Origin of the sequence: Vibrio sp. CyArs1 (assembly GCF_022432925.1) — a bacterium.
In the GTDB taxonomy this organism is placed as follows: domain Bacteria; phylum Pseudomonadota; class Gammaproteobacteria; order Enterobacterales; family Vibrionaceae; genus Vibrio; species Vibrio mediterranei.
The window spans coordinates 209,501-229,048 of the sequence record NZ_JAKRBO010000005.1; the positions used below are offsets into that span (position 1 = coordinate 209,501).

17 protein-coding genes are annotated in these 19,548 nt (G+C 44.1%); 9 read left to right on the top strand and 8 right to left on the bottom strand.

Going from position 1 to position 19,548, the window contains the following annotated elements; translation table 11 throughout:
• Positions 1–95: 95 nt before the first annotated feature.
• From MMA19_RS16290 to MMA19_RS16305, 4 genes are all read left to right on the top strand, one after another.
• Positions 96–1,133, top strand: coding sequence for a two-component system response regulator (locus MMA19_RS16290; protein ID WP_031494127.1), 1,038 nt, complete (start codon positions 96–98; stop codon positions 1,131–1,133).
• Positions 1,134–1,170: 37 nt separating this feature from the next.
• Positions 1,171–4,779, top strand: a complete 3,609-nt coding sequence (locus tag MMA19_RS16295; protein ID WP_240206685.1) for an ATP-binding protein — start codon at positions 1,171–1,173, stop codon at positions 4,777–4,779.
• 87 nt (positions 4,780–4,866) lie between these two features.
• Complete coding sequence (locus tag MMA19_RS16300) at positions 4,867–5,532, top strand: HAD family phosphatase (protein ID WP_006072262.1); 666 nt, start codon at positions 4,867–4,869, stop codon at positions 5,530–5,532.
• Positions 5,533–5,563: 31 nt separating this feature from the next.
• Positions 5,564–6,322 carry a DeoR/GlpR family transcriptional regulator gene (locus MMA19_RS16305; RefSeq protein ID WP_038222536.1) on the top strand — a complete coding sequence of 253 codons (759 nt, stop codon included), beginning with the start codon at positions 5,564–5,566 and terminating at the stop codon, positions 6,320–6,322.
• Positions 6,323–6,350: 28 nt separating this feature from the next.
• Here MMA19_RS16305 and MMA19_RS16310 read toward each other — a convergent pair whose 3' ends face one another.
• Positions 6,351–7,601: a D-amino acid dehydrogenase gene (locus MMA19_RS16310; protein ID WP_006072265.1), complete on the bottom strand. Its 1,251-nt coding sequence runs from the start codon at positions 7,599–7,601 to the stop codon at positions 6,351–6,353.
• 104 nt (positions 7,602–7,705) lie between these two features.
• Between MMA19_RS16310 and MMA19_RS16315 the strand changes: the two genes are divergently transcribed.
• Positions 7,706–8,590: a LysR substrate-binding domain-containing protein gene (locus MMA19_RS16315; protein WP_240206686.1), complete on the top strand. Its 885-nt coding sequence runs from the start codon at positions 7,706–7,708 to the stop codon at positions 8,588–8,590.
• Positions 8,591–8,641: 51 nt separating this feature from the next.
• Here MMA19_RS16315 and MMA19_RS16320 read toward each other — a convergent pair whose 3' ends face one another.
• The 4 genes from MMA19_RS16320 to MMA19_RS16335 form a co-directional block, all read right to left on the bottom strand.
• The gene (locus tag MMA19_RS16320) at positions 8,642–9,946 is read right to left on the bottom strand and encodes an alpha/beta fold hydrolase (RefSeq protein ID WP_240206687.1); all 1,305 of its coding nucleotides are present in this window, start codon (positions 9,944–9,946) and stop codon (positions 8,642–8,644) included.
• Between the two features lie 165 nt (positions 9,947–10,111).
• Entirely contained in the window at positions 10,112–10,576 is a 465-nt protein-coding gene (locus tag MMA19_RS16325; protein ID WP_240206688.1) for a hypothetical protein, read from the bottom strand.
• A 143-nt stretch (positions 10,577–10,719) separates the two neighbouring features.
• Positions 10,720–11,142, bottom strand: coding sequence for a tRNA (N6-threonylcarbamoyladenosine(37)-N6)-methyltransferase TrmO (gene tsaA, locus MMA19_RS16330; protein ID WP_240206689.1), 423 nt, complete (start codon positions 11,140–11,142; stop codon positions 10,720–10,722).
• Between the two features lie 11 nt (positions 11,143–11,153).
• Positions 11,154–12,041 carry a DMT family transporter gene (locus tag MMA19_RS16335; protein WP_171388698.1) on the bottom strand — a complete coding sequence of 296 codons (888 nt, stop codon included), beginning with the start codon at positions 12,039–12,041 and terminating at the stop codon, positions 11,154–11,156.
• 111 nt (positions 12,042–12,152) lie between these two features.
• Between MMA19_RS16335 and MMA19_RS16340 the strand changes: the two genes are divergently transcribed.
• Positions 12,153–12,764, top strand: a complete 612-nt coding sequence (locus MMA19_RS16340; protein WP_124940999.1) for a TetR/AcrR family transcriptional regulator — start codon at positions 12,153–12,155, stop codon at positions 12,762–12,764.
• A 42-nt stretch (positions 12,765–12,806) separates the two neighbouring features.
• Here the strand turns inward: MMA19_RS16340 and MMA19_RS16345 are convergent, their stop codons facing one another.
• Positions 12,807–13,346 carry an XRE family transcriptional regulator gene (locus MMA19_RS16345; RefSeq protein ID WP_240206690.1) on the bottom strand — a complete coding sequence of 180 codons (540 nt, stop codon included), beginning with the start codon at positions 13,344–13,346 and terminating at the stop codon, positions 12,807–12,809.
• Between the two features lie 98 nt (positions 13,347–13,444).
• Here MMA19_RS16345 and MMA19_RS16350 point away from each other — a divergent pair, with 98 nt between their 5' ends.
• Positions 13,445–14,599, top strand: coding sequence for a benzoate/H(+) symporter BenE family transporter (locus MMA19_RS16350; RefSeq protein ID WP_240206691.1), 1,155 nt, complete (start codon positions 13,445–13,447; stop codon positions 14,597–14,599).
• Positions 14,600–14,658: 59 nt separating this feature from the next.
• Here MMA19_RS16350 and glpK read toward each other — a convergent pair whose 3' ends face one another.
• Entirely contained in the window at positions 14,659–16,152 is a 1,494-nt protein-coding gene (gene glpK, locus MMA19_RS16355) for a glycerol kinase GlpK (protein ID WP_171388695.1), read from the bottom strand.
• 277 nt (positions 16,153–16,429) lie between these two features.
• Here glpK and glpD point away from each other — a divergent pair, with 277 nt between their 5' ends.
• Positions 16,430–17,959 (top strand): glycerol-3-phosphate dehydrogenase, encoded by a 1,530-nt coding sequence (gene glpD, locus MMA19_RS16360; protein ID WP_171388694.1) that lies wholly within the window; start codon positions 16,430–16,432, stop codon positions 17,957–17,959.
• A 66-nt stretch (positions 17,960–18,025) separates the two neighbouring features.
• Here glpD and MMA19_RS16365 read toward each other — a convergent pair whose 3' ends face one another.
• Positions 18,026–18,913, bottom strand: coding sequence for a DMT family transporter (locus tag MMA19_RS16365; RefSeq protein WP_006072283.1), 888 nt, complete (start codon positions 18,911–18,913; stop codon positions 18,026–18,028).
• Positions 18,914–19,125: 212 nt separating this feature from the next.
• On the opposite strand from MMA19_RS16365, the gene MMA19_RS16370 reads away from it, so the two are divergent.
• A complete protein-coding gene (locus MMA19_RS16370) occupies positions 19,126–19,455 on the top strand; it encodes an STAS domain-containing protein (RefSeq protein ID WP_006072285.1) in 330 nt (109 codons plus the stop codon).
• The last annotated feature ends 93 nt before the right edge of the window (positions 19,456–19,548 follow it).

Genomic DNA, 19,548 nt, shown 5'->3' on the forward strand with positions numbered 1-19,548 from the left:
AGACATCTATTTACAGAATTTGATGCTACTCAGATTTGCAATATATCCAAACTAAACAATACTTTATTGATAATAATAACAGTGGTTGGACTGAAATGAGTAAGGTAGAGCAAAGTACAGAGCCGTTTACGGTGTTGGTCGTCGATGACACACCAGAAAACCTAGATGTACTGAACGGGATTCTAACAGATTCCTATAAAGTAAAGGTTGCGATTAGCGGCAGAATCGCCCTGAAAATTGCGCAAAAAGTCCCCAGGCCAGACATTGTTTTGCTTGATGTAATGATGCCAGAAATGGATGGCTATCAAGTGTGCGAGCAGCTCAAAGCAAATCCTTTAACCAGTGATATTCCGGTGATATTTGTGACGGCAAAAGGTGAAGTTTCTGATGAAACAAAAGGGTTTGAGCTTGGTGCTGTGGATTACATTATCAAACCCGTTAGTCCTCCTATCGTGAGAGCACGTGTTGCAACACATTTATCACTTCATCATCAAAAACGACAGCTTGAGAAGCTAGTTCAGAAACGCACCCAAGTCATCAAAGATACTCAAAGAGAAATTATTAGCTGTTTGGGAAGAGCGGCGGAATTTAAAGATAACGAAACCGGAATGCACGTTGTACGAATGAGTCATTACAGCCGAATGTTAGCGACGCACATTGGCGCTGATCCTAAATGGGTCGAGTTATTGTTTGAAGCGGCGCCTATGCACGATATTGGCAAAATTGGTATTGCTGATGATGTGTTGTTGAAGCCTGAAAAACTAGACGAACATGAATGGAAAGAGATGCAGCGGCATGTGGAATATGGTGTCGCAATTCTGGGTCCATACCGGTCACCATTGTTGGATTTAGCGAAAGAGATAGCTCAATGTCATCATGAAAAATGGGATGGTAGCGGTTATCCGTCAGGACTTTCTGGAGAGGATATTCCTCTTAGCGCCAGAATCGTTGCTATAGCTGACGTGTTTGATGCGTTAACTAGCGAGCGCCCTTACAAACAAGCATGGAAGACTGAGGATGCCTTCGAATACCTGCGCAAAGAATCAGGTTCTCATTTTCAGCCAGACTTAGTTGCGGCTTTTGTTGGTATGGAGCCTGAGATAGAACAAATCAAACGTGCATTTGCTGATTAATTTCGCTAGTCACTATTACAGGATGTAACCAACAAACATGAATTCTGAAAGCGTTAAACATTCCATCGTAACTTCAAACAAAATTGCAGCTGGCTTTCTCGTGGTGTTGGTACTGCTCCTCAGTGTCGGCTTAGCAGCGTGGTTCAGCCTAGACAAGCTGTTTCGTTCTGTCGATCGGTATGAAGGTGCGGGGCAGCTGCTTCTTACATTAGATAGAGCAAGACTGCATGAGCTTTCCTTTACCCGAGACTTATCGGAGAGAGAGTCGGAAGTCGCGCTTTCTCATATGACAGAAGCACTGAAACTGTCCGAAACGTTTCATTTAGAAAGGCATGAAGATAGTTCAGGGACCAAAGAACTAGTCAGTCAAATTACTCAATATCGAGCAGATTTTCAAAGATACGTGGCGTTGTCTTGGGAGTCAGTCGAAAAAAGAGAACAGATGGTTGAGGCGGCTCAACGAGCGAGTTCTATCGCCGATGCTCTTCATAGCTTACAGATAAAATATATTGAGAAAGATAAACGCTTGGTGGATAGCTTGCGCCAGTCAATGAGTGATATTTCCCGTAACTCAACGGCCTCTTTCCAGCTCTCCGTTGCTGTTGAGTCAGCACGCAACCATGCGAAGGATTTTCTGGTATCAGGAAATTTAAAGGAATATCACCTTAGCAAAGGAGAATTGAAGAAAATATCGCGCTATTTGGATTTTTTGGAAGATCGAATCAAAGACACTCGTAGTCGGGAGTTATTGGTTGAGTTGGAGCAACTAGAACGCGCTTATTATGAGAATTTGACTGTGTTTCGAAGTGATAAGGTTAAGAAAGGAATTCGACTAGATGACCCCGCTTTGGCAGATTTAAGTCGTGTTGCGTTCGACCTAGCACAATCTGCGTTGGACCTACGGAATAACGAGACCTTGGTGTTTGAGCGAGCTCAGTCAAAAGTAGCGGCCATTCAAAATTTGATGGCTCGACGACTGGACCTATCGAAGAGTGTGACTGAATTAATACAAGAATTAGACAGTGCTAGGCAAACCGATAGAGATTTTTCGCTGGCCTTGTCTTCCGAAGCAAAAACCATTCATGCTCAAAATGTGGTGATGGTTTTAGAAAGGGGACTGCAAACCACCTCCATACTGCGTGGTTCATTAATAGAGTTAGATGAAAAAGTGCTGTTTGAGGAACTTGAACCGGCAATTAAAAATTACCTTGAGCGATTTGGAGAATTGCGAATAGTGTCGAGTCATATAGGTACTATCGCACAGCAGATGGTGGATTCCGCTATTGATATCGACGGTGCCATTCTGGATATAAGAAATCGCCGATTTAATGAGATGTCTGAAGCTAGGGGCCTTGCCAATATGACAACCTATGGCGGCATTTTGTTTGCTTTGGCCATTCTTCTTCTTGCTTATCTGATTCGAAAATCACAGCGTGAGCTTCATATCGTCACCGAAGAGTTGGAAGAAAGTAATATCCAAACTCAAAATGCAAGCCAGGCAAAATCCGACTTCTTGGCCAATATGAGTCATGAGATTCGCACACCGATGAATGCCATTATTGGTATGAGTCACCTTGCTTTAGAGACCAAACTTGATAACAAACAGCGTCATTACATCAGCAAGGTTAATAGCTCCGCTCAAGCCTTGTTAGGTATCATTAATGATATTCTTGATTTCTCGAAGATCGAAGCAGGAAAAGTGGAAATTGAATCAATTAATTTCTCTTTAGACAGTGTGTTGGAGGAGGTGATTAGCCTGATTGATGACAGTGCTAAACAGAAAAAGCTATCACTTATTATTGATGTCGCTTCGGATGTGCCCGACCAACTCATCGGCGACCCATTGCGAATTAAACAAGTGTTAACGAACTTGACTTCCAATGCTGTGAAATTTACTGAGACAGGTGAAGTACGCGTTAAGGTATCAACTGCGATGATGAGGGAGCGAGAGTGCAAAATTAATTTCGCGGTTAAAGATACGGGCATTGGAATGACTCGCGAGCAGATAGACTCACTGTTCCAGTCATTTTCTCAAGCAGACTCATCCACGACTCGCAAATATGGTGGGACGGGGTTGGGTCTTTCCATTACCAAAAATCTAGTTGAGCTGATGGGAGGTAAAGTCAGTGTTGAGAGTCGGTTAGGCGAAGGTGCTCGCTTTAGCTTTTCACTGGTGCTAGGTGTTTCAGAGAGTAACGCAACGGTGTTTTATCCAGCTCAGTTGCAGAGTCAGAAATTAGCACTGATAGATAGCTCGAAAGAATCAGAACAAGTGGTGCTAAGTCAGCTGGAAAGAATCCAATGCAAGGTGGACAGCTATCGCGACTTAGAGCAACTTGAGTCAGCGCTTAATCAGGGGAAAACTATTCCCAATGTTGTTCTTTATGGATGGCGAAATGAAGTGTCCGATAACATAGAAACGATCTTGTCCATGCGAGAACGTGCGCCCCAAGTCTTAACCGCAAAGCTGATCATTCTGTGCTCTGATTCTCGACAAGATATCATTGAAGCGTTAGAAGAGACTGATATTCAAGTCGCCAGTGTTTTGGAAAAGCCGTTTACTGCTTCTACATTGCACGATGCTTTGATTGCAGCTGCATTGAATGAGTCGCCACGTGTAGGCCATTATCGAAGCCATAGCGAAGAACTAAAGCGAGCACTAGCATCATTACAAGGCGCTAAAGTTCTATTGGTAGAAGATAATACGATCAATCAGGAGGTAGCAAGAGAGTTACTGCAATCGAAAGGACTTTCCGTTGATGTGGTGGAAAACGGACAAGAGGCCGTGACCTCCTTGCAATCGGAAATCTATGATGGAGTACTGATGGACTGTCAAATGCCCATCATGGACGGTTATGAAGCCACGAGGAATATTCGAAAAGAACTTGGTCTAGTTGAGCTTCCTGTAATAGCTATGACAGCTAGTGTGATGGTCGATGATAAAGAAAAGGCGTTGGCCTGTGGAATGAATGATGTGATTGGTAAGCCGATTATTCTTGAAGAAATGTTCCAAGTGATGGCCAAATGGATTCAGCCAAGCAAACAGTCTTCAGTTGATCATCTCGATATTGAAAGACTGGCTGGATCTGAAATAGGCCTGCGCTTAGCTGGTGGTAATGAGGCACTGCATCAAAAACTCATTCAACGATTTATCGAACAATACTCCGGAGTGAGAATAGGTACTTCAGAAGAACAGACCAGCGAAGCTACAATGTTTGAGGTTCATACTTTAAAAGGTGCTGCTGGCAACTTGGGGTTGGCTGATATTGCTGAAATTTGTGACCAAATAGAAAGGCAGCTAAAGCAAGGCGGTTCGGTTGAACAAGAAGTTACAATGCTCAACACTCAACTTGAACGTACAGTTGAGAGCTTAACCCAAAGCACTTTATCAATGAGTGTCCCTGAACCCCAAGAGTTCGAGATTCCATTTAGCGAACCGCAACTGCAGCGAATTAATGAGTTGATTGCTCTGTCAGAGGACTTTGATATGCAAGTATCAGAGTTATTGAGCGATGTTGATTATTTGTCTCAAGCCGGACTCGCGGAGGAAGTAATTAATGATTTAAAAGTGGCGCTCGGACATTATGACTTTGAGAAGATGAGCGCTATCCTTCAAGCTTACAAAGCGTCATTAGGTGGAAAATAAAAGGATAAGCTATTAAAGGGCTGCTCGACCTTTCTTAGTCGGGAATCTGCTATACTCGGCGTTTTTTGAAGGTAAGTAAGGTAGTTCATGAACTTTAAAGCAGCAGTTTTCGATATGGATGGATTGCTTCTCGATACAGAAAATGTCTGTAAAGGCATTTTTGAAAAGGCATGCCAAACGCTCGGTGTACCTTTCTTAGAGCAGAGCTATTTATCTATTATTGGATGCAATTCAAAGACCATTCATAGCAAACTCGGTGAGGCGTATCAGGATATTATTGATTACAAGGTAATTAATGATGAGTGGCGAAAAAGCTATGATTCGGTCGTGTTCCATCAAGCTATTCCGAAAAAGCATGGTGTAATTGAACTACTGGATTTCTTGAAATCAAAAAATATTCCTCTCGCTGTGGCGACATCGACTCACCGAAATGTCGCTGAAGCTAAACTGAAATTGGCAGGCTTAGATAAGTACTTCGACTGTCTAGCAACGGGTTGTGAGGTGACTAGAGGCAAGCCTGACCCAGAGATTTATCATTTGGCGGCGCAAAGACTTGGGGTTGAATCAGAGACATGTTTAGCATTTGAAGATTCGAACAACGGCGTCAAAGCTGCTGTTGCGGCCTCTATGCATACTTACCAAATTCCCGATCTCGTCTCGCCTTGTGAAGATGTGAAAGCCCTGAATGCGAAAACTAGAACTTCGTTATTTGAGGTATACCGTGAACTTTCAGATAGTTATACTATTAAGTAGATTTTAAAAGAACTCGAACTGGAGTGATGTTTTGAAGCAAACCCAACGCCACAGACAAATACTTGCCATGCTTTCAGAAAAGGGCTTTTTGAACACTGAAGAGTTCGTGGATGTGTTTGGCGTAAGCCCACAAACCATTCGCCGAGATTTAAATGATTTGGCGAAGCAAGGGCTTGTCACTCGTCATCACGGGGGCGCATCGCTTCACTCTAGTACTGAAAACGAAGCCTACTCTTCACGTAAAGTGCGGTATCAAGACGAAAAAAACCGCATTGCCAACGAACTGGTAAAGCGTATACCAAACTCATCCTCTTTGTTTATTGACATCGGCACGACAACAGAAGCGGTAGCGACGGCACTGCTTGAGCATAAAGATCTTAAGATTGTTACTAACAATATTAACGTTGCCAACATATTACGAGTCAAAGATGACTTCACAGTGATCGTTGCTGGTGGACAGATTCGTAACAAAGACGGCGGTATTATCGGAGAGGCGGCGAAAGAGTTCATCGAGCAGTTCCGACTCGATTACGGCATCATCGGTATCTCTGGTATACACGAAGATGGCAGTCTTCTCGATTTTGATTTTTCTGAAGTTCGTATTGCGCAAGCGATAATTGCTTGTTCAGGGCAAACTATACTTGCGGCAGATAGCACCAAAATTAACCGAGGTGCTATGGTCAACCTTGGTCATATTTCTCAAGTAGATGCATTTTACACTGACGCGATGCCCCCTCAAGAATTAGTAGATATTCTTGAACATAATGAGGTAGATTTGCAGGTGTGTTAAACACACCTGCCGTACATTTTCAGTACTTCTACTGGTACCTCTCAACGCTCAGTTCTGCTAGTTCTAGACGACCATCTGAAGCCATTAACTCGGTTAGAATATCCGCCGAACCACATGCCATCGTCCAGCCTAAGGTGCCGTGCCCTGTATTGGTGTAAAGGTTTTTGATCGGCGTCTTGCCAATAATCGGCGTGCCATCTGGTGTCATTGGTCTAAACCCGCTCCAGTATTCCGCTTGAGTAAGGTCTGCGCCCTTAGGAAAGAGGTTGCTGACGACATGATTGAGTGTGGCAAGTCTCTTGTCAGGAAGTGTTGCATCAAACCCTGCGAGCTCCGCTGTTCCAGCGACGCGGATGCGCTCATCAAATCGAGTCACCGCGACTTTGTAGGTTTCGTCCATAATGGTAGAGGTAGGTGCTTGCTCATCATCGATCACCGGAAGTGTTAATGAATAGCCTTTTACCGGATAAATCGGTAGGTCAATACCAAGAGGCGCTAACAAAGATTTGGAGTAGCTTCCTAGTGCGACGACGAATCTATCACCTGTTATTGTGCCTTGTGGCGTGTTAACCCCCCTGATGCACTGCTTATCAACCTCTAGTTCATTGATATTGGTATCAAATAGGAACTTGACACCTGCTTGCTCCGCCAAGGTTTGTAGTTGCTGGCAAAACAAATAGCAGTCACCGGTCTCATCATCCGGTAGATAAAGGCCGCCGACTAGTTTACCGTTCATATTTTCTAGTCCAGGCTCTTGTTGTAAGCACTGCTGTCTATCGAGTAGTTGAAACTGAGTACCACTTTCTCTGAGTAACGCCATATCTTTTTCTACAGAATTCAGTTGCTCGTGTTTACGAAAGACCTGCAGTGTACCTTGCCTCCGTCCTTGATATTGCAGTTGGTATTGTCTATTAAGCTGGGCTAAACAGTCTCTACTGCGATTAGCAATGGTCAACATGCGAGCTTTATTGGTTTTGTAATGACTAAGTTGGCAATTCAACAACATTTGGCTCGCCCAGTGAATCAGTTCAGGGCTTAAGCTAGGCTTTATTTTTAACGGTGCGTGCTGCTCAAAAAGCCATTTGAGTGCTTTTGTGGGAATCCCTGGAGCAGCCCATGGAGAGGAGTAGCCGTAGGAAATTTGTCCCGCATTGGCGAAGCTTGTCTCTTCCGCAGCTCTGGATTGACGGTCGACGACAGTCACCTCAAAGCCAGCTTGAGACAGATACCATGCACTGGTTAATCCAATGACTCCACTTCCTAATACGACGACTTTCACATTCAACTCTCACATTTTTTATTTTCAGCAACAATGAACGGTTTACATCTAATTAACAATCGATATAAATTGACAATAGATTTTAGTAAAACTAAAGGCTAGGTATGAAATCTGCTGTACTTCATGGTATCAATCTAATTTGTATTGTCGCGCGCCACACCAGCATTACCAGTGCGGCAAAGGAGTTGAATTTGACGGTCGGTGCGGTGAGTCAGCAACTACATCAGATTGAACAACGCTTAGGTTTTACTGTATTTGAACGCCATGCTCGGGGAATTCGGCTCACCGAACGTGGCAACAAACTGGTAGAAGCGGCGGGTCATCATCTATTGTCCATTGAAGAAGTGGTGTTTCAACTAACACGGGTGTCTGAGCGCAAACAGATACGATTAAAACTCACCCCGTCGTTTGCCTTTAAGTGGTTAGTGCCTCGATTGGAGGACTTCTATCGCCGTTATCCCGATGTTCAGATACACACTTTCGCTGAAGGCGCACTCGTTGATAGCGACAGCCGCGATTTTGATGTTGCGATAGATTATGGGCCGATACCTTATAAACGCTCCGATGCAGAATTACTGCTAGAAGAATCACTGATTCCGGTAATGAGTCATGATTACTGGCAGCGTCACCCTGATTTGGCAACCAGCAATAGAGCGTGGGAACAAGTGACACTATTGCATGATCTTATGCCGTGGGAAGGTGCGCCTAAAGATTATGAATGGCTGTACTGGGCATCTCAACAGAGTCTGGATTTTGACACTAACCAAGGGCATTTCTTCAATCGTACAGATATGGCGATGTCGGCTGCCGAGGCTGGAGTTGGTATTGCTCTGGCTCGGACAGCCTTGCTAGGAGAAGAAGTCGCGCAAGGGAGGCTAGTTGCACCATTTGATAAGATGGCGGCGAATGCCGGATATTTTGTCATCACCCATACTGACAATCCTTATACGCGACTGTTTAAGAGTTGGCTGCAAGAACAAGTACAGTAAAGTGAGATAAAAGGCTCACCTCAACGTGCACAGCTGAGGTGAGCGAGAGCATCAAGCCTGTTGGCAATGATAAGTATGATTACCCATGGTAATCAGGTTGTTAAGAATGCGCTCACCATCCGCCCGCAATCCATTGTGTTCGTATTCATTGGTAATCCAAGCTTTAGCATTAGGCATCAGTGCAAGGGTCTCGCGGCTGATATCCATTTCTACGAACATATCGTCGGCATAAACAGCGCAACTTACTGGAACTGAGTTATTGGCGAGTGTTTCGGCATCATACAGTTTGCCCCAATCTGATTTCTCTGCCAGTAGTTCAGCTGCTTCTTTCAGTGGTTTTAGGCACTCGTATTGTTCAAACATCCAAGGGAAGACCATTTCTCCAGTAAAGTAGAATTCGCTTTCTTCGCCAGAGTAGTTGAACTCACTATGCTCTTGACGTACTCGATGTGCAGACCAATTCGAGCTAAAGCCTTGGCAATAAATGGATTCGTGCAGCAAGGCGTAGATAGGGTTAGTTTGAAAACCCTGTTGCATCAACATTTCATTAAGGAACTCATAACGCATAATAGTCTCACCGTTGACCTCAACCAGAGCGTTTTCTAAGTTGTAATAAGTCGGTAAGAAGGTATCACTCATACCAAAATTAATGCCAATCTGTTGAAATTGCTCAACGGTGAAACGCTGGCCATTAGGCAAGTAGACGTCATTATTCATTAGGTGATTGGCAATGTTCTTACAGAGCGCTTGTGCATGAGGGAACTGACGAAAGAATGCCTGATTTTTCTCTCTGGTACGCTTAAATGTCGCTTGATAGACGTCGTCTGGATGACGCGAAATTGATGGTACACCACCTGTGATAAATGAACGCGATAAGCTTTCTGGAAATAAAGAGAGGTAGGTTAATGAACAAAAACCACCAAAGCTTTGACCGAGAATTGCCCATTGCTTAACACCAAACTGTTTACGAATAGACTCTGCATCGCGAACAATATTGTCCGCTCTAAAATGGCTGAGGTAATCTGCTTGCTGCTGTGGAGTTTGACTTGCCAAGGTTTGATGGCTGATTACAGTGCTGTTTCCGGTACCTCTTTGGTCCAATAGAAGTACTTTGTAATCCTGTAAAGCGCGTTTTAACCAACCATTATTGCCATTCGGACGGGGTGAAGGGAACCCGGGACCTCCCTGAAAGTAGACTAGCCACGGCTTGTCTGCAATGTCATCGACAAGAGTTACTTCTCGTGCAAAGACATTGATATTACCTTTATCTGGGTGCTGATAATCCAATGGAACAATAAAGTTGTGAGGGGTAAACCGTAAACCTGAATCGATGAAAGAGGCGGTGTTGACTGTCATATTCGAACTTCCGTGATGAATAGGGAAACTGCTATTTCTGCAATGTCAGAAAATGAGGTAATCGCTATGCGAAGAAACAGCAGTGAAGTAGCACCGACGTTAACGTTTTTGTAATGAAAACGCCAGTGACAATCGAACCAAATACAAAGTATGGACGCACAGGTATTAGTTTTCGGTACTTAAACGCGGTGATCGTTTATTTTTCAATCTCAGGCCATCGCGAATATTTAATCCCATAAGCGTTAAGTTGATAAAACCTGCTACGAACTCTACGCCTTGAATCCAATAAAAGGTGTGGTCAAATTGGCCCTTAGAGGCAAGGGTGTGAAGATAGATCGCACAAGGTAGCAGCACCAACATGCCATTCACTGCAATAAATGGCATCCGCTTTTTCTTTGCTCCAAGTACTCCCTTATTTGCTTTTGGCGCGAGCTTTGAACCAGTAATACCAGCGATTGCCATACAAGGGATCAAAACCCATACGGCAAAGAAAATGGCAGTTTTCACAGTGGTCACAGCTTCCTCACTTCCGAACAGTTCGACTAAAACGCTGCTGGTGAAGAATGACAAAATCAAAGCAAAAGCAATGATCGCTGCAGTTCGGTGTAGAGCAGGAATGATAGGTCGCATAGTGGTCAGCCTCGAGTGGTCATCGTATGAATTACACAAAGCTTACACAGCAATTGTTGCAATTGCAGCAATTGCTGTGTAAATAAATAATAGTCTCGGATGTTAGAGATATGCGCGACGATAGATAACTTTCTGAAATTTAGTTATGTAATAGTGATATGACTAAAACTTGGCAGCTCTTTGTAAATAGCAGGTTTGATATCAAGAAGTGGTGTACTGTTCAGACAGTCTAGTCCGCGGACGAAAATTTGATTCGTTTTAATTCCTTCGATCTCAACTATCGCAGCACCGATAGGGTTTGGTCTGTGTGGTGTACGTAGCGCAAATGTCCCTTTGGAGTGATTGGTGTCATCTCCATAGACATCGCATGATCTCTGGGCTTCGTTCAACCAATAAAGCACTAGTATAGAATCACCTTTGTATAGACCTTTTATCCCCTCATTGTAGGCCGGATTGATATGAATAGTACACATTGGACCATCTGTTGGCTGAATGTTGTTGGGACAGTCGCTTATATGTTGATAAGGCGTAGTAATATGCCCGATAGAATCTAAGGTTGGCTTCATTGTTAATATTCCTATTGATGATTGCTAAGCGCGAACTTTGTGTAAAGGAAAATGGTTGCTAGGATAATCGCTCCGCCAACAATGCTGGCGTTAGCCGGTATTTCGTGAAAGAAAGTTAATGCCCAGATGGGGGCCAATACTGTTTCTAACATTAGTGTCATAGATACTTCTGGTGCCGTGATATATCGGGTAGATACCATGGAGAGTACTCGGCCTGCTGGTGCAGTAATTAGTCCCATTAATGCCATAATTAACCAAGTTTCCATGCTATATGCGGAAGGAACAGTAAACGGCAGCATTACCAGCGCGAGTAGCATTCCTCCTAAGCCTACCGCAGCGAGACGACTGACGTTTTGGTATTTGCGAAGCAACGTAAACATGAATGACAAGCAAATCACTGAAAACATGGCGAGCAGGTCGCCAAACCAAGTTCCTGTGCTCATAGAGCCAGAGACGACGGTTGCGATTCCTATCATTACACCAAAGATCGCGACCATGGTAGCTTTGCTAATGTGTTCTTTAAGCCATAATCGACTGAATATCGCGGCTATTGCTGGAGTGGTACTAAGAATAATAAAGGTATTGGCAATAGATGTATTTTTAACACTAAAGATGAGGCCTGAAGCACTGCCTACCATAAGTAAACCTGCAACTAATAGTGGCCATCCGCTGGATTGGACCGCTTTTTTTATTCCCCGATTGTCATTCAGTTTCAATACAAGTGGCATAGACACTGCACTAAATAGCCCAAACAGAAATGCGGTGTCGAAACTACTGACTTGGGCGTAACGAATAAATATCGGGTCAAGGCTCATAAGCATTGCTCCTGCGACAGCAAGGGCGAAACCTTTGGCGCGTTTGGATACCGGCAAGGATGAATTTCTGGTGATATTGGACATGAAAACCTCTAATTTAAAAATCATACTGATTAGTATGATTTTTAAATTATCTTGTGTCAATAGTGATCATACTCTAGAGTATGATTGTTATTTCAGAGCTGAGAGTAGGGCATGAGTAAGATTGAACAAAATCGCGAGAAGAAACGTCGCGCTATTATGGAAGGTGCGCAAAGCATTTTTCTGTCAGAGGGTTACAGCATGGCAAGTATGGATGCGGTAGCCAGTAAGGCGGGAGTGACTAAACAAACCTTGTATCGTTACTTCCCTTCAAAGATGGACTTGTTTGATGCGACGTTGCGATTCATTGGTGAAAGTAACAACGCTCAGTTTTCTTACTATCTCAAAGAGCCTGATACAACCCATGCATTGTTAGAATTTGGCTACGCATTTGTTCGATTTCATTTTTCAAATGATCATCTTGCAACGCTGCGACTCCTTATTGCAGAGCAAGCACAAGCGCCAGAGATCGTTGACCGTTTCTTTGCACTTGGTTCAGACGAATCTGATGAACAGTTGAAACAGTTCTTCGAGACGCGCTTTGGCGTGCAGAATGCTGGAACGTTAGTGGACTTGTGGACGGGTATGCTACTTGCGCCAAGAATGAGTATTTTACTTGGCCGACAAGATATGGACGAAAGTGAAATTCGAGTGCATGTAGCGTCGGCAACGACCTTATTGTTAGACGCAATTATCGAGAATAGGGAATGTTCGAAGGGTAACTGATAGCCTAGATTTAACTATCAGTTCTTATCACAATGCGTCGGGCTAGTTTGGATAGCAGACAATATTCTGAAATACCGCCCTCTCGGTTACGGCTTTATAACCGTGTGGCTGATCGCTATAAAAGCGTAAACTTTCACCCTGTGCGACGGCATGCCACTTATCTTCAAAAAAAACCTCGAGGTTGCCTTCCAACACAATGATATGCTCAATGACGCCTACGCTGTGAGGTGAAGACAGTTGGCAATGGTGCTGCGCTAGCGTAATTTCAAACATTTCCATGTTGGTGTCGCTGGTATAGGGAAATAGGGTATTGACCAGCATGTTTTCATCTTCTGGGAACGTCATTTCGCTGTCACGTAGCACAGGGTCGTTTGCGAAGAACCCAGAAAAGGACGCCTCCAAACCACTAGAAATTTTCCATAGTGTCGAAATTGTGGGGCTTGATTCCCCCCTTTCTATCTGTCCCAGCATAGCTTTGGACACGCCAGTTAGCTTGGCAGTTGCGTCTAAGCTCAATTCTTTGTGTTTTCTGATTTGCTTTAAGTGCGCCGCGATTTGCGATTTAAAAACGGTGTCGTTCATAGGGTTCTCTTATTGTGCGTTATAACGCACAGTGGTACTCTTAGGTTTGTGCGTTATCACGCACAAGAATAGCACCATTGATGAAATAAGGAACTAACATGAAAGGAATCTTTAGTTTGAGTCATGTCTCTGCGGGCTTCACTGCGGTATTAGTTGGCTATACCAGTTCTGTGGTCATCATCATTCAAGCTGCGACGCAATCTGGTGCAAGCCCAATTCAAATCGAAAGCTGGCTGTTGGTTCTAGGCGTAATGATGGGGCTAACCTCAATAGGTCTGTCATGGTTTTACAAAATGCCTATCCTCACCGCGTGGTCGACACCAGGGGCTGCGATGTTAGTTGTGTCAGCAGGGGAGTACCAGTTAAGTGAGGCGATAGGTGCGTTTGTGGTTTCTGGTTTAATGATTACCGTGACAGGGCTGATTGGTCCCCTTAGTGAAGCCTTAAAGCGAATTCCTTCATCACTTGGCACTGCAATGTTGGCGGCCATTCTGTTACCTTTCTGTCTTAAAGGCTTTGAACCACTTCAGACGTCACCAATCTTGTTTATCATCATGTTCTTGACGTATCTGTTGGCAAAGCACTTTGCTACCAGATATGCCATGCTGCTCCTTCTTTCGGTAGCATTAATCTGTGCATGGTTTGTTACGCCGCATGACGCTGTCGAGTTTCAAATAGCGATGGCTAAGCCTGTTTGGATGCCGGTAACTTTTGATGTATCCGCGTTACTCAATCTTGCGCTACCGCTCTATCTTATCACGATGATTTCTCAAAACTTGCCTGGTGTTGCGATGATGAAAAGTTATCACTATCAGACACCAGTGAAGTCGTCGTTAATTACCACAGGTGTCGCAAATATGATTTTCGCTCCTTTTGGTGGTTTTAGTGCGAACTTGGCAGCGATTTCAGCGGCTATCTGCATGAACGACTCAGTGGATGCCGACAAGAATCAGCGGTATAAAGCGGTAATATGGGCTGGTGTGTTTTATCTCGTTGCCGGTTTGTTCGCGACGTCTGTGGTTGCTCTTTTTATCGCACTGCCAGCTGACATCACCACTATGTTAGCCAGTTTTGCCTTGTTGGGAACGTTATTGATGTGCTTACACTCGGCATTTATGACGGAAGAGTACCGAGAGGCGGCATTATTGACTTTCTTGATTACCCTTTCGGGCGCTAGCTTTTTAGGCATTAGCTCAACCTTGCTCGGCTTGGCAGTAGGATTGATTTATAGCCGCTTTACGCGTCGCACCTAATAAAAAACCGCACTCGTTTGTTCGAGTACGGATTTAATAAGTTTATGAAGAACTATACCTTAGTGTGATTTAGTTCGCTTGATCGCGTCTAACCAACCGGCGTACAACGCTTCTCTTTCATTTCGCTCTATTTGCGGACTAAAGGTACGCTCGATTTCTTTCTTGTCAGCAAGCTCTTCTTGGTTTTGCCAAAAACCAACTGCGAGACCAGCTAGCATTGCCGCACCTAAAGCGGTTGATTCTCTGACAACCGGACGAACGACTTTGCTACCCATAATATCGGACTGGAACTGCATCAGGAAATCGTTAGCAACGGCGCCGCCGTCAACGCGAATTTGGCTTAGCTTGATACCTGAGTCCTCTTCCATGGCAAGTAAGACATCCCGACTTTGATAAGCGATGGACTCAAGAGCTGCGCGGATAATGTGGTTGCGGTTCGTGCCGCGTGTTAATCCCGTCAAAGTGCCACGTGCGTGTGGGTCCCAATAAGGCGCACCTAGACCAACAAATGCAGGGACAAGATACACGCCGTTGGAGTCATCGACTTTCTCTGCAAAGTACTGAGTATCTTGAGCATCTTGGATGAGTCCTAGCTCATCACGCAGCCATTGAATCGTTGCGCCACCCATGAACACACTACCTTCGAGCGCATAAGTGATCTCATTGCCAACTTTATATCCGATGGTAGTGAGCAAACCGTGTTTCGAAGCGATGGGCTTGTCGCCAGTGTTCATAAGTAAGAAACAGCCAGTGCCATAGGTGTTTTTGACCATGCCTTTCTTAAAGCACTGCTGACCAAATAGGGCGGCTTGTTGGTCTCCTGCGATACCACTGATAGGAATGTCTTCAGTCCCTCCGCCAATATGGGCGTAACCATAGACTTCGCTGCTCGATTTAACTTCAGGTAACATGGATTTTGGAATGTTGAAGATATCGAGTAGTTTCTCATCCCATTTTAGGGTATGGATATTGAACAGCATACTGCGTGATGCGTTACTTACGTCTGTAACGTGAGACTTACCGTGGGTCAGTTTCCAGATTAACCAAGTATCCACAGTACCGAATAGTAATTCGCCTTTCTCTGCGCGTTCTCGTGCACCTTCAACATTGTCGAGAATCCATGCAATCTTAGAACCAGAAAAATAAGCATCTACCACTAAACCTGTCGTGTCACGAATGTAGTCTTCATGGCCGTCGGCTTTTAACTTTTCACAAAAATCGGCCGTACGGCGGCACTGCCAGACAATAGCATTGTAGACAGGATGACCCGTCTCTTTTTCCCATACAATGGTGGTCTCACGCTGGTTGGTGATACCAATCGCAGCGACTTCTTCGTTAGCAATGTCAGACTGAGCTAATACTTCAGTAAGGGAAGAGCGCTGTGTGGCCCAGATTTCCATCGGGTCATGTTCTACCCAACCGGGCTTAGGATAAATTTGAGTGAATTCGCGCTGAGCAGCACTGATCGTATTCGCGTCATGATCAAAAATAATAGCTCGGGAGCTAGTCGTTCCTTGATCTAGTGCGACGACGACTTTCTTCTTACTTTCCATATCTTTCTCGTTATTTCTTTATGCTTTTTCGCTGTCATCGCGAAATGTTCGTTTCCGCACACTGTAGTGTTCGAAATGTCAAATATACATGAAATTAATGTTAATGAACTTTCCGGCGTATTGCAAAGGTTGAGTTCTCATTCCTTGATTTATCTTGGTTTAATGAAACTTTCGTGAAAGGTGTAAAAAACACTCGATCTTTTCGTTTATGATGATTATATTGTATCTAAACGAACATAAACGCGCATTTGCGAATAAAGAGCTGGACGAGGAAACTATGAGTGTAACCAATAAAGTGTATGATCTAGTCGTAATAGGAGGCGGCATTAACGGCGTCGCAGTTGCAGCTGATGCAGCAGGGCGTGGCTTGAAAGTCGCACTTTATGAAATGAACGATTTGGCTTCGGCTACGTCTTCGGCAAGTAGTAAACTCATTCATGGTGGCTTACGTTATCTTGAGCATTATGAGTTTCGTTTAGTTTCGGAAGCTCTTGCAGAGCGTGAAGTCTTGCTCAAAAATGCACCGCACCTTGTTTCTCCACTTCGTTTCCAATTACCCCACCGACCTCATTTGCGTCCAGCCTGGATGATAAGAACTGGGTTGTTCCTATATGATAACTTGGGCAAACGTGTTTCTTTGCCTGGTAGTCATAGTGTGAAGTTTAAGGGCGAGCAAAGTCCGTTATTACCAGAAATGAAAGTAGGCTTCGAGTATTCGGATTGTGCCGTTGACGATGCGCGTTTGGTTGTCACTAATGCCAAGTTAGCTGAAGAGAAAGGTGCGGATATTTTCACTCGCTCAAAATGTGTTAAAGCCGAACGCTCTGGTGAAGCATGGCGCGTGGATATCGAGAACACGCTGACAGGTGAAGTGAATTCAATACAAACCAAAGCACTTGTAAATGCCGCAGGTCCTTGGGTTGACCGTTTCTTCGGCAGTCAATTGGCTATGCCATCGCCGAGAGGTATTCGTCTAGTAAAAGGAAGCCATATAGTGGTTCCTAAGATGTACGATGGTAATCATGCATTTATTCTGCAAAACGAAGATAAACGAATTGTGTTTGTGATTCCTTACATGGATAACTACTCAGTGGTAGGTACCACAGATGTAGAGTATCAAGGTGACCCAAGCAAAGTTAAAATTGATGATAACGAAATTGCTTACTTGTGTGATATCGTTAACCAACATTTTACGACTAAAATTTCACCTGAAGATGTGATTTCTGATTGGTCTGGTGTTCGTCCTCTATGTGATGATGAATCTGACGACCCGCAAGCAGTAACACGTGATTATACGATCGAGCTTGATGATCAAATGGACGATGCTCCGCTCTTATCTATTTTTGGTGGCAAGCTGACAACGTATCGCAAACTTGGTCAGGCAGCGGTGGATAAACTTGCTCCATTCTTCCCTCATATGGGACAGGCTTGGACTCGTGAAGCAATTCTACCTGGTGGTAATTTCTCTAATCGTGATCATTTAGAGCAGCAGCTCGCTTCTCAGTACTCATGGCTAGACAGTGGCATTATAAAGCGATGGGTCAGAGCATACGGTACACGTATTAGTCAGTTCCTTGAAGGTAAATCTAGTGTTGATGAGCTGGGTACGGATTTTGGACACGGCCTGTATCAAGCAGAGGTTGATTACTTAGTGCAGCAAGAATGGGCTGTATCAGTAGACGATGTTCTTTGGAGGCGAAGCAAGCTCGGTTTAGAGTTTGAAGTGGAGCAAGTCGAACAACTTAGCGATTATCTCGGCGCATCACTTGCAAAAAAGAATGGTGTGAATCTTAAACGTGTTAGCTAGTCTTTTATAAGATTCACCATTGATCGCTCTAAACGAACAGCGCCCTTGAGTAAGGGCGCTGTTCCGTTATTGGTTAAGTCGTTTGGCCTTTCGAAACGAAACCATCGAACTTAGGCGATAAAAAACTAATGAAGCAAGTAACAATAAACAGCCGAATACTTTGTTAATGGGCATCGGCTCGGAATAGATAAGCACACTTAGAATTAACGTCCACACTGGTTCTAGAAGCATCAATAGTGCTGCATTTGTCGGATTAGCTAGTTTCTGACCCGTTGTTTGCATTAAGTACCGTAAGCTAGTTGCAAGTAAAACGCTCAGTGCAAACCACTTCCAAGTGATCAACGAAATATGTTCAGGCCAAGTTTCGACACTGAGTGAAAGAATAATACCTATACAACCAGTTGAAAACAGCTGCAAGGTTGTCAGCAGCATAGGTGACAACTGTGCTGAATACTTGCTATTGAAGTTAAAGTGGAGCGCCAATCCAACAGCGGACGCCAAAAACCAAAGCTGGCTAGGGTCGGTTTGCCAACTTCCTTTCCAAGACAACAGAAACAATCCTGCGGCCGCAATCGGAAGCGACAGCCAAAAAGCACGGATTGGTTTTGTTTTAAATAGTACCCAAGCGACTATTGGGACAAACAGCATCGACAGGCTCATGATGAATGCGCCTTCGCCTAAGGTATCACTGATAGAAATTGCATGAATCCAGCAAAAGATAGCACTTCCTAAGAAACAACCTACACTCATAGCTCGAAGACAGTCTCCTAATGAGGCTGCTTTAAGCGCTCGCATACAGAATGGAAGTAAAATTAACGACGCAAAGATAAACCGCAAACCAATAAAGCCGAATGGCGGAAGACCCTGAATGGCTTCTTTCGAAAACACCCATCCAGCCCCTGCAAGCAATGTGGTAAAGACCAGAATAAATTCAGCGCGATATTTGACGTGCATAAAGTGGACTCTTTTTTTTGCTCATTCTGCGCTATTTTTGCCGGATAGACCATAGTAGAACCGAGCGGAATTATTGATATATCTGATAAATAGAATTACTGATTTGATGGTGATTGCCTTCACCCTTAACGTTTGCAGCAATATTTGGGATTAGTTTGCAAATGCTACTATATTCATATCTAGAGTAAGTAATATCCGAAAAGGAGAAAGTGATGTCGTTCATTGCCTATAGTAATGAAACTCACACCGTTATCGAAGTAGACGCGCCGCACTTTGATGCTAAAACTGTCCCGAGTTTTCGACAATGTATCGATGGTTTAGATGATTCATTAAATCGGTGCATGTTATTGGACTTAACCAGTGTGACGTTTATGGACAGCAGTGCGTTAGGAGCGCTGATGGCGCTGCGAAAAACCCATCAATGTGACACCATTTGCCTTATCACTGAGAGTGTACCTGTTCTCCAATTGTTAAAAGTTACCAAAGTAGATCAGTTAGTTACCGTCTATCCCGACCTTGAACAAGCGATAACTGCGAACTAGTTATCACTTTGCTTGCATAACGTACAAAAATAAGTCAAATCGTAGGGCCAACATACTGTTTTTGTTGACGCGAAACCGCTTGTCATACACACT

Excerpts from the sequence above, each read along its gene's own strand:
- MMA19_RS16320 (WP_240206687.1), bottom strand. The coding sequence starts at position 9,946 with ATGACAGTCAACACCGCCTCTTTCATCGATTCAGGTTTACGGTTTACC.
- MMA19_RS16345 (WP_240206690.1), bottom strand. The coding sequence starts at position 13,346 with ATGAACGACACCGTTTTTAAATCGCAAATCGCGGCGCACTTAAAGCAA.
- MMA19_RS16370 (WP_006072285.1), top strand. The coding sequence starts at position 19,126 with ATGTCGTTCATTGCCTATAGTAATGAAACTCACACCGTTATCGAAGTA.
- MMA19_RS16365 (WP_006072283.1), bottom strand. The coding sequence starts at position 18,913 with ATGCACGTCAAATATCGCGCTGAATTTATTCTGGTCTTTACCACATTG.
- glpD (WP_171388694.1), top strand. The coding sequence starts at position 16,430 with ATGAGTGTAACCAATAAAGTGTATGATCTAGTCGTAATAGGAGGCGGC.
- MMA19_RS16325 (WP_240206688.1), bottom strand. The coding sequence starts at position 10,576 with ATGCGACCTATCATTCCTGCTCTACACCGAACTGCAGCGATCATTGCT.
- MMA19_RS16300 (WP_006072262.1), top strand. The coding sequence starts at position 4,867 with ATGAACTTTAAAGCAGCAGTTTTCGATATGGATGGATTGCTTCTCGAT.
- MMA19_RS16290 (WP_031494127.1), top strand. The coding sequence starts at position 96 with ATGAGTAAGGTAGAGCAAAGTACAGAGCCGTTTACGGTGTTGGTCGTC.
- MMA19_RS16340 (WP_124940999.1), top strand. The coding sequence starts at position 12,153 with ATGAGTAAGATTGAACAAAATCGCGAGAAGAAACGTCGCGCTATTATG.
- MMA19_RS16295 (WP_240206685.1), top strand. The coding sequence starts at position 1,171 with ATGAATTCTGAAAGCGTTAAACATTCCATCGTAACTTCAAACAAAATT.
- tsaA (WP_240206689.1), bottom strand. The coding sequence starts at position 11,142 with ATGAAGCCAACCTTAGATTCTATCGGGCATATTACTACGCCTTATCAA.
- MMA19_RS16335 (WP_171388698.1), bottom strand. The coding sequence starts at position 12,041 with ATGTCCAATATCACCAGAAATTCATCCTTGCCGGTATCCAAACGCGCC.
- glpK (WP_171388695.1), bottom strand. The coding sequence starts at position 16,152 with ATGGAAAGTAAGAAGAAAGTCGTCGTCGCACTAGATCAAGGAACGACT.
- MMA19_RS16315 (WP_240206686.1), top strand. The coding sequence starts at position 7,706 with ATGAAATCTGCTGTACTTCATGGTATCAATCTAATTTGTATTGTCGCG.
- MMA19_RS16350 (WP_240206691.1), top strand. The coding sequence starts at position 13,445 with ATGAAAGGAATCTTTAGTTTGAGTCATGTCTCTGCGGGCTTCACTGCG.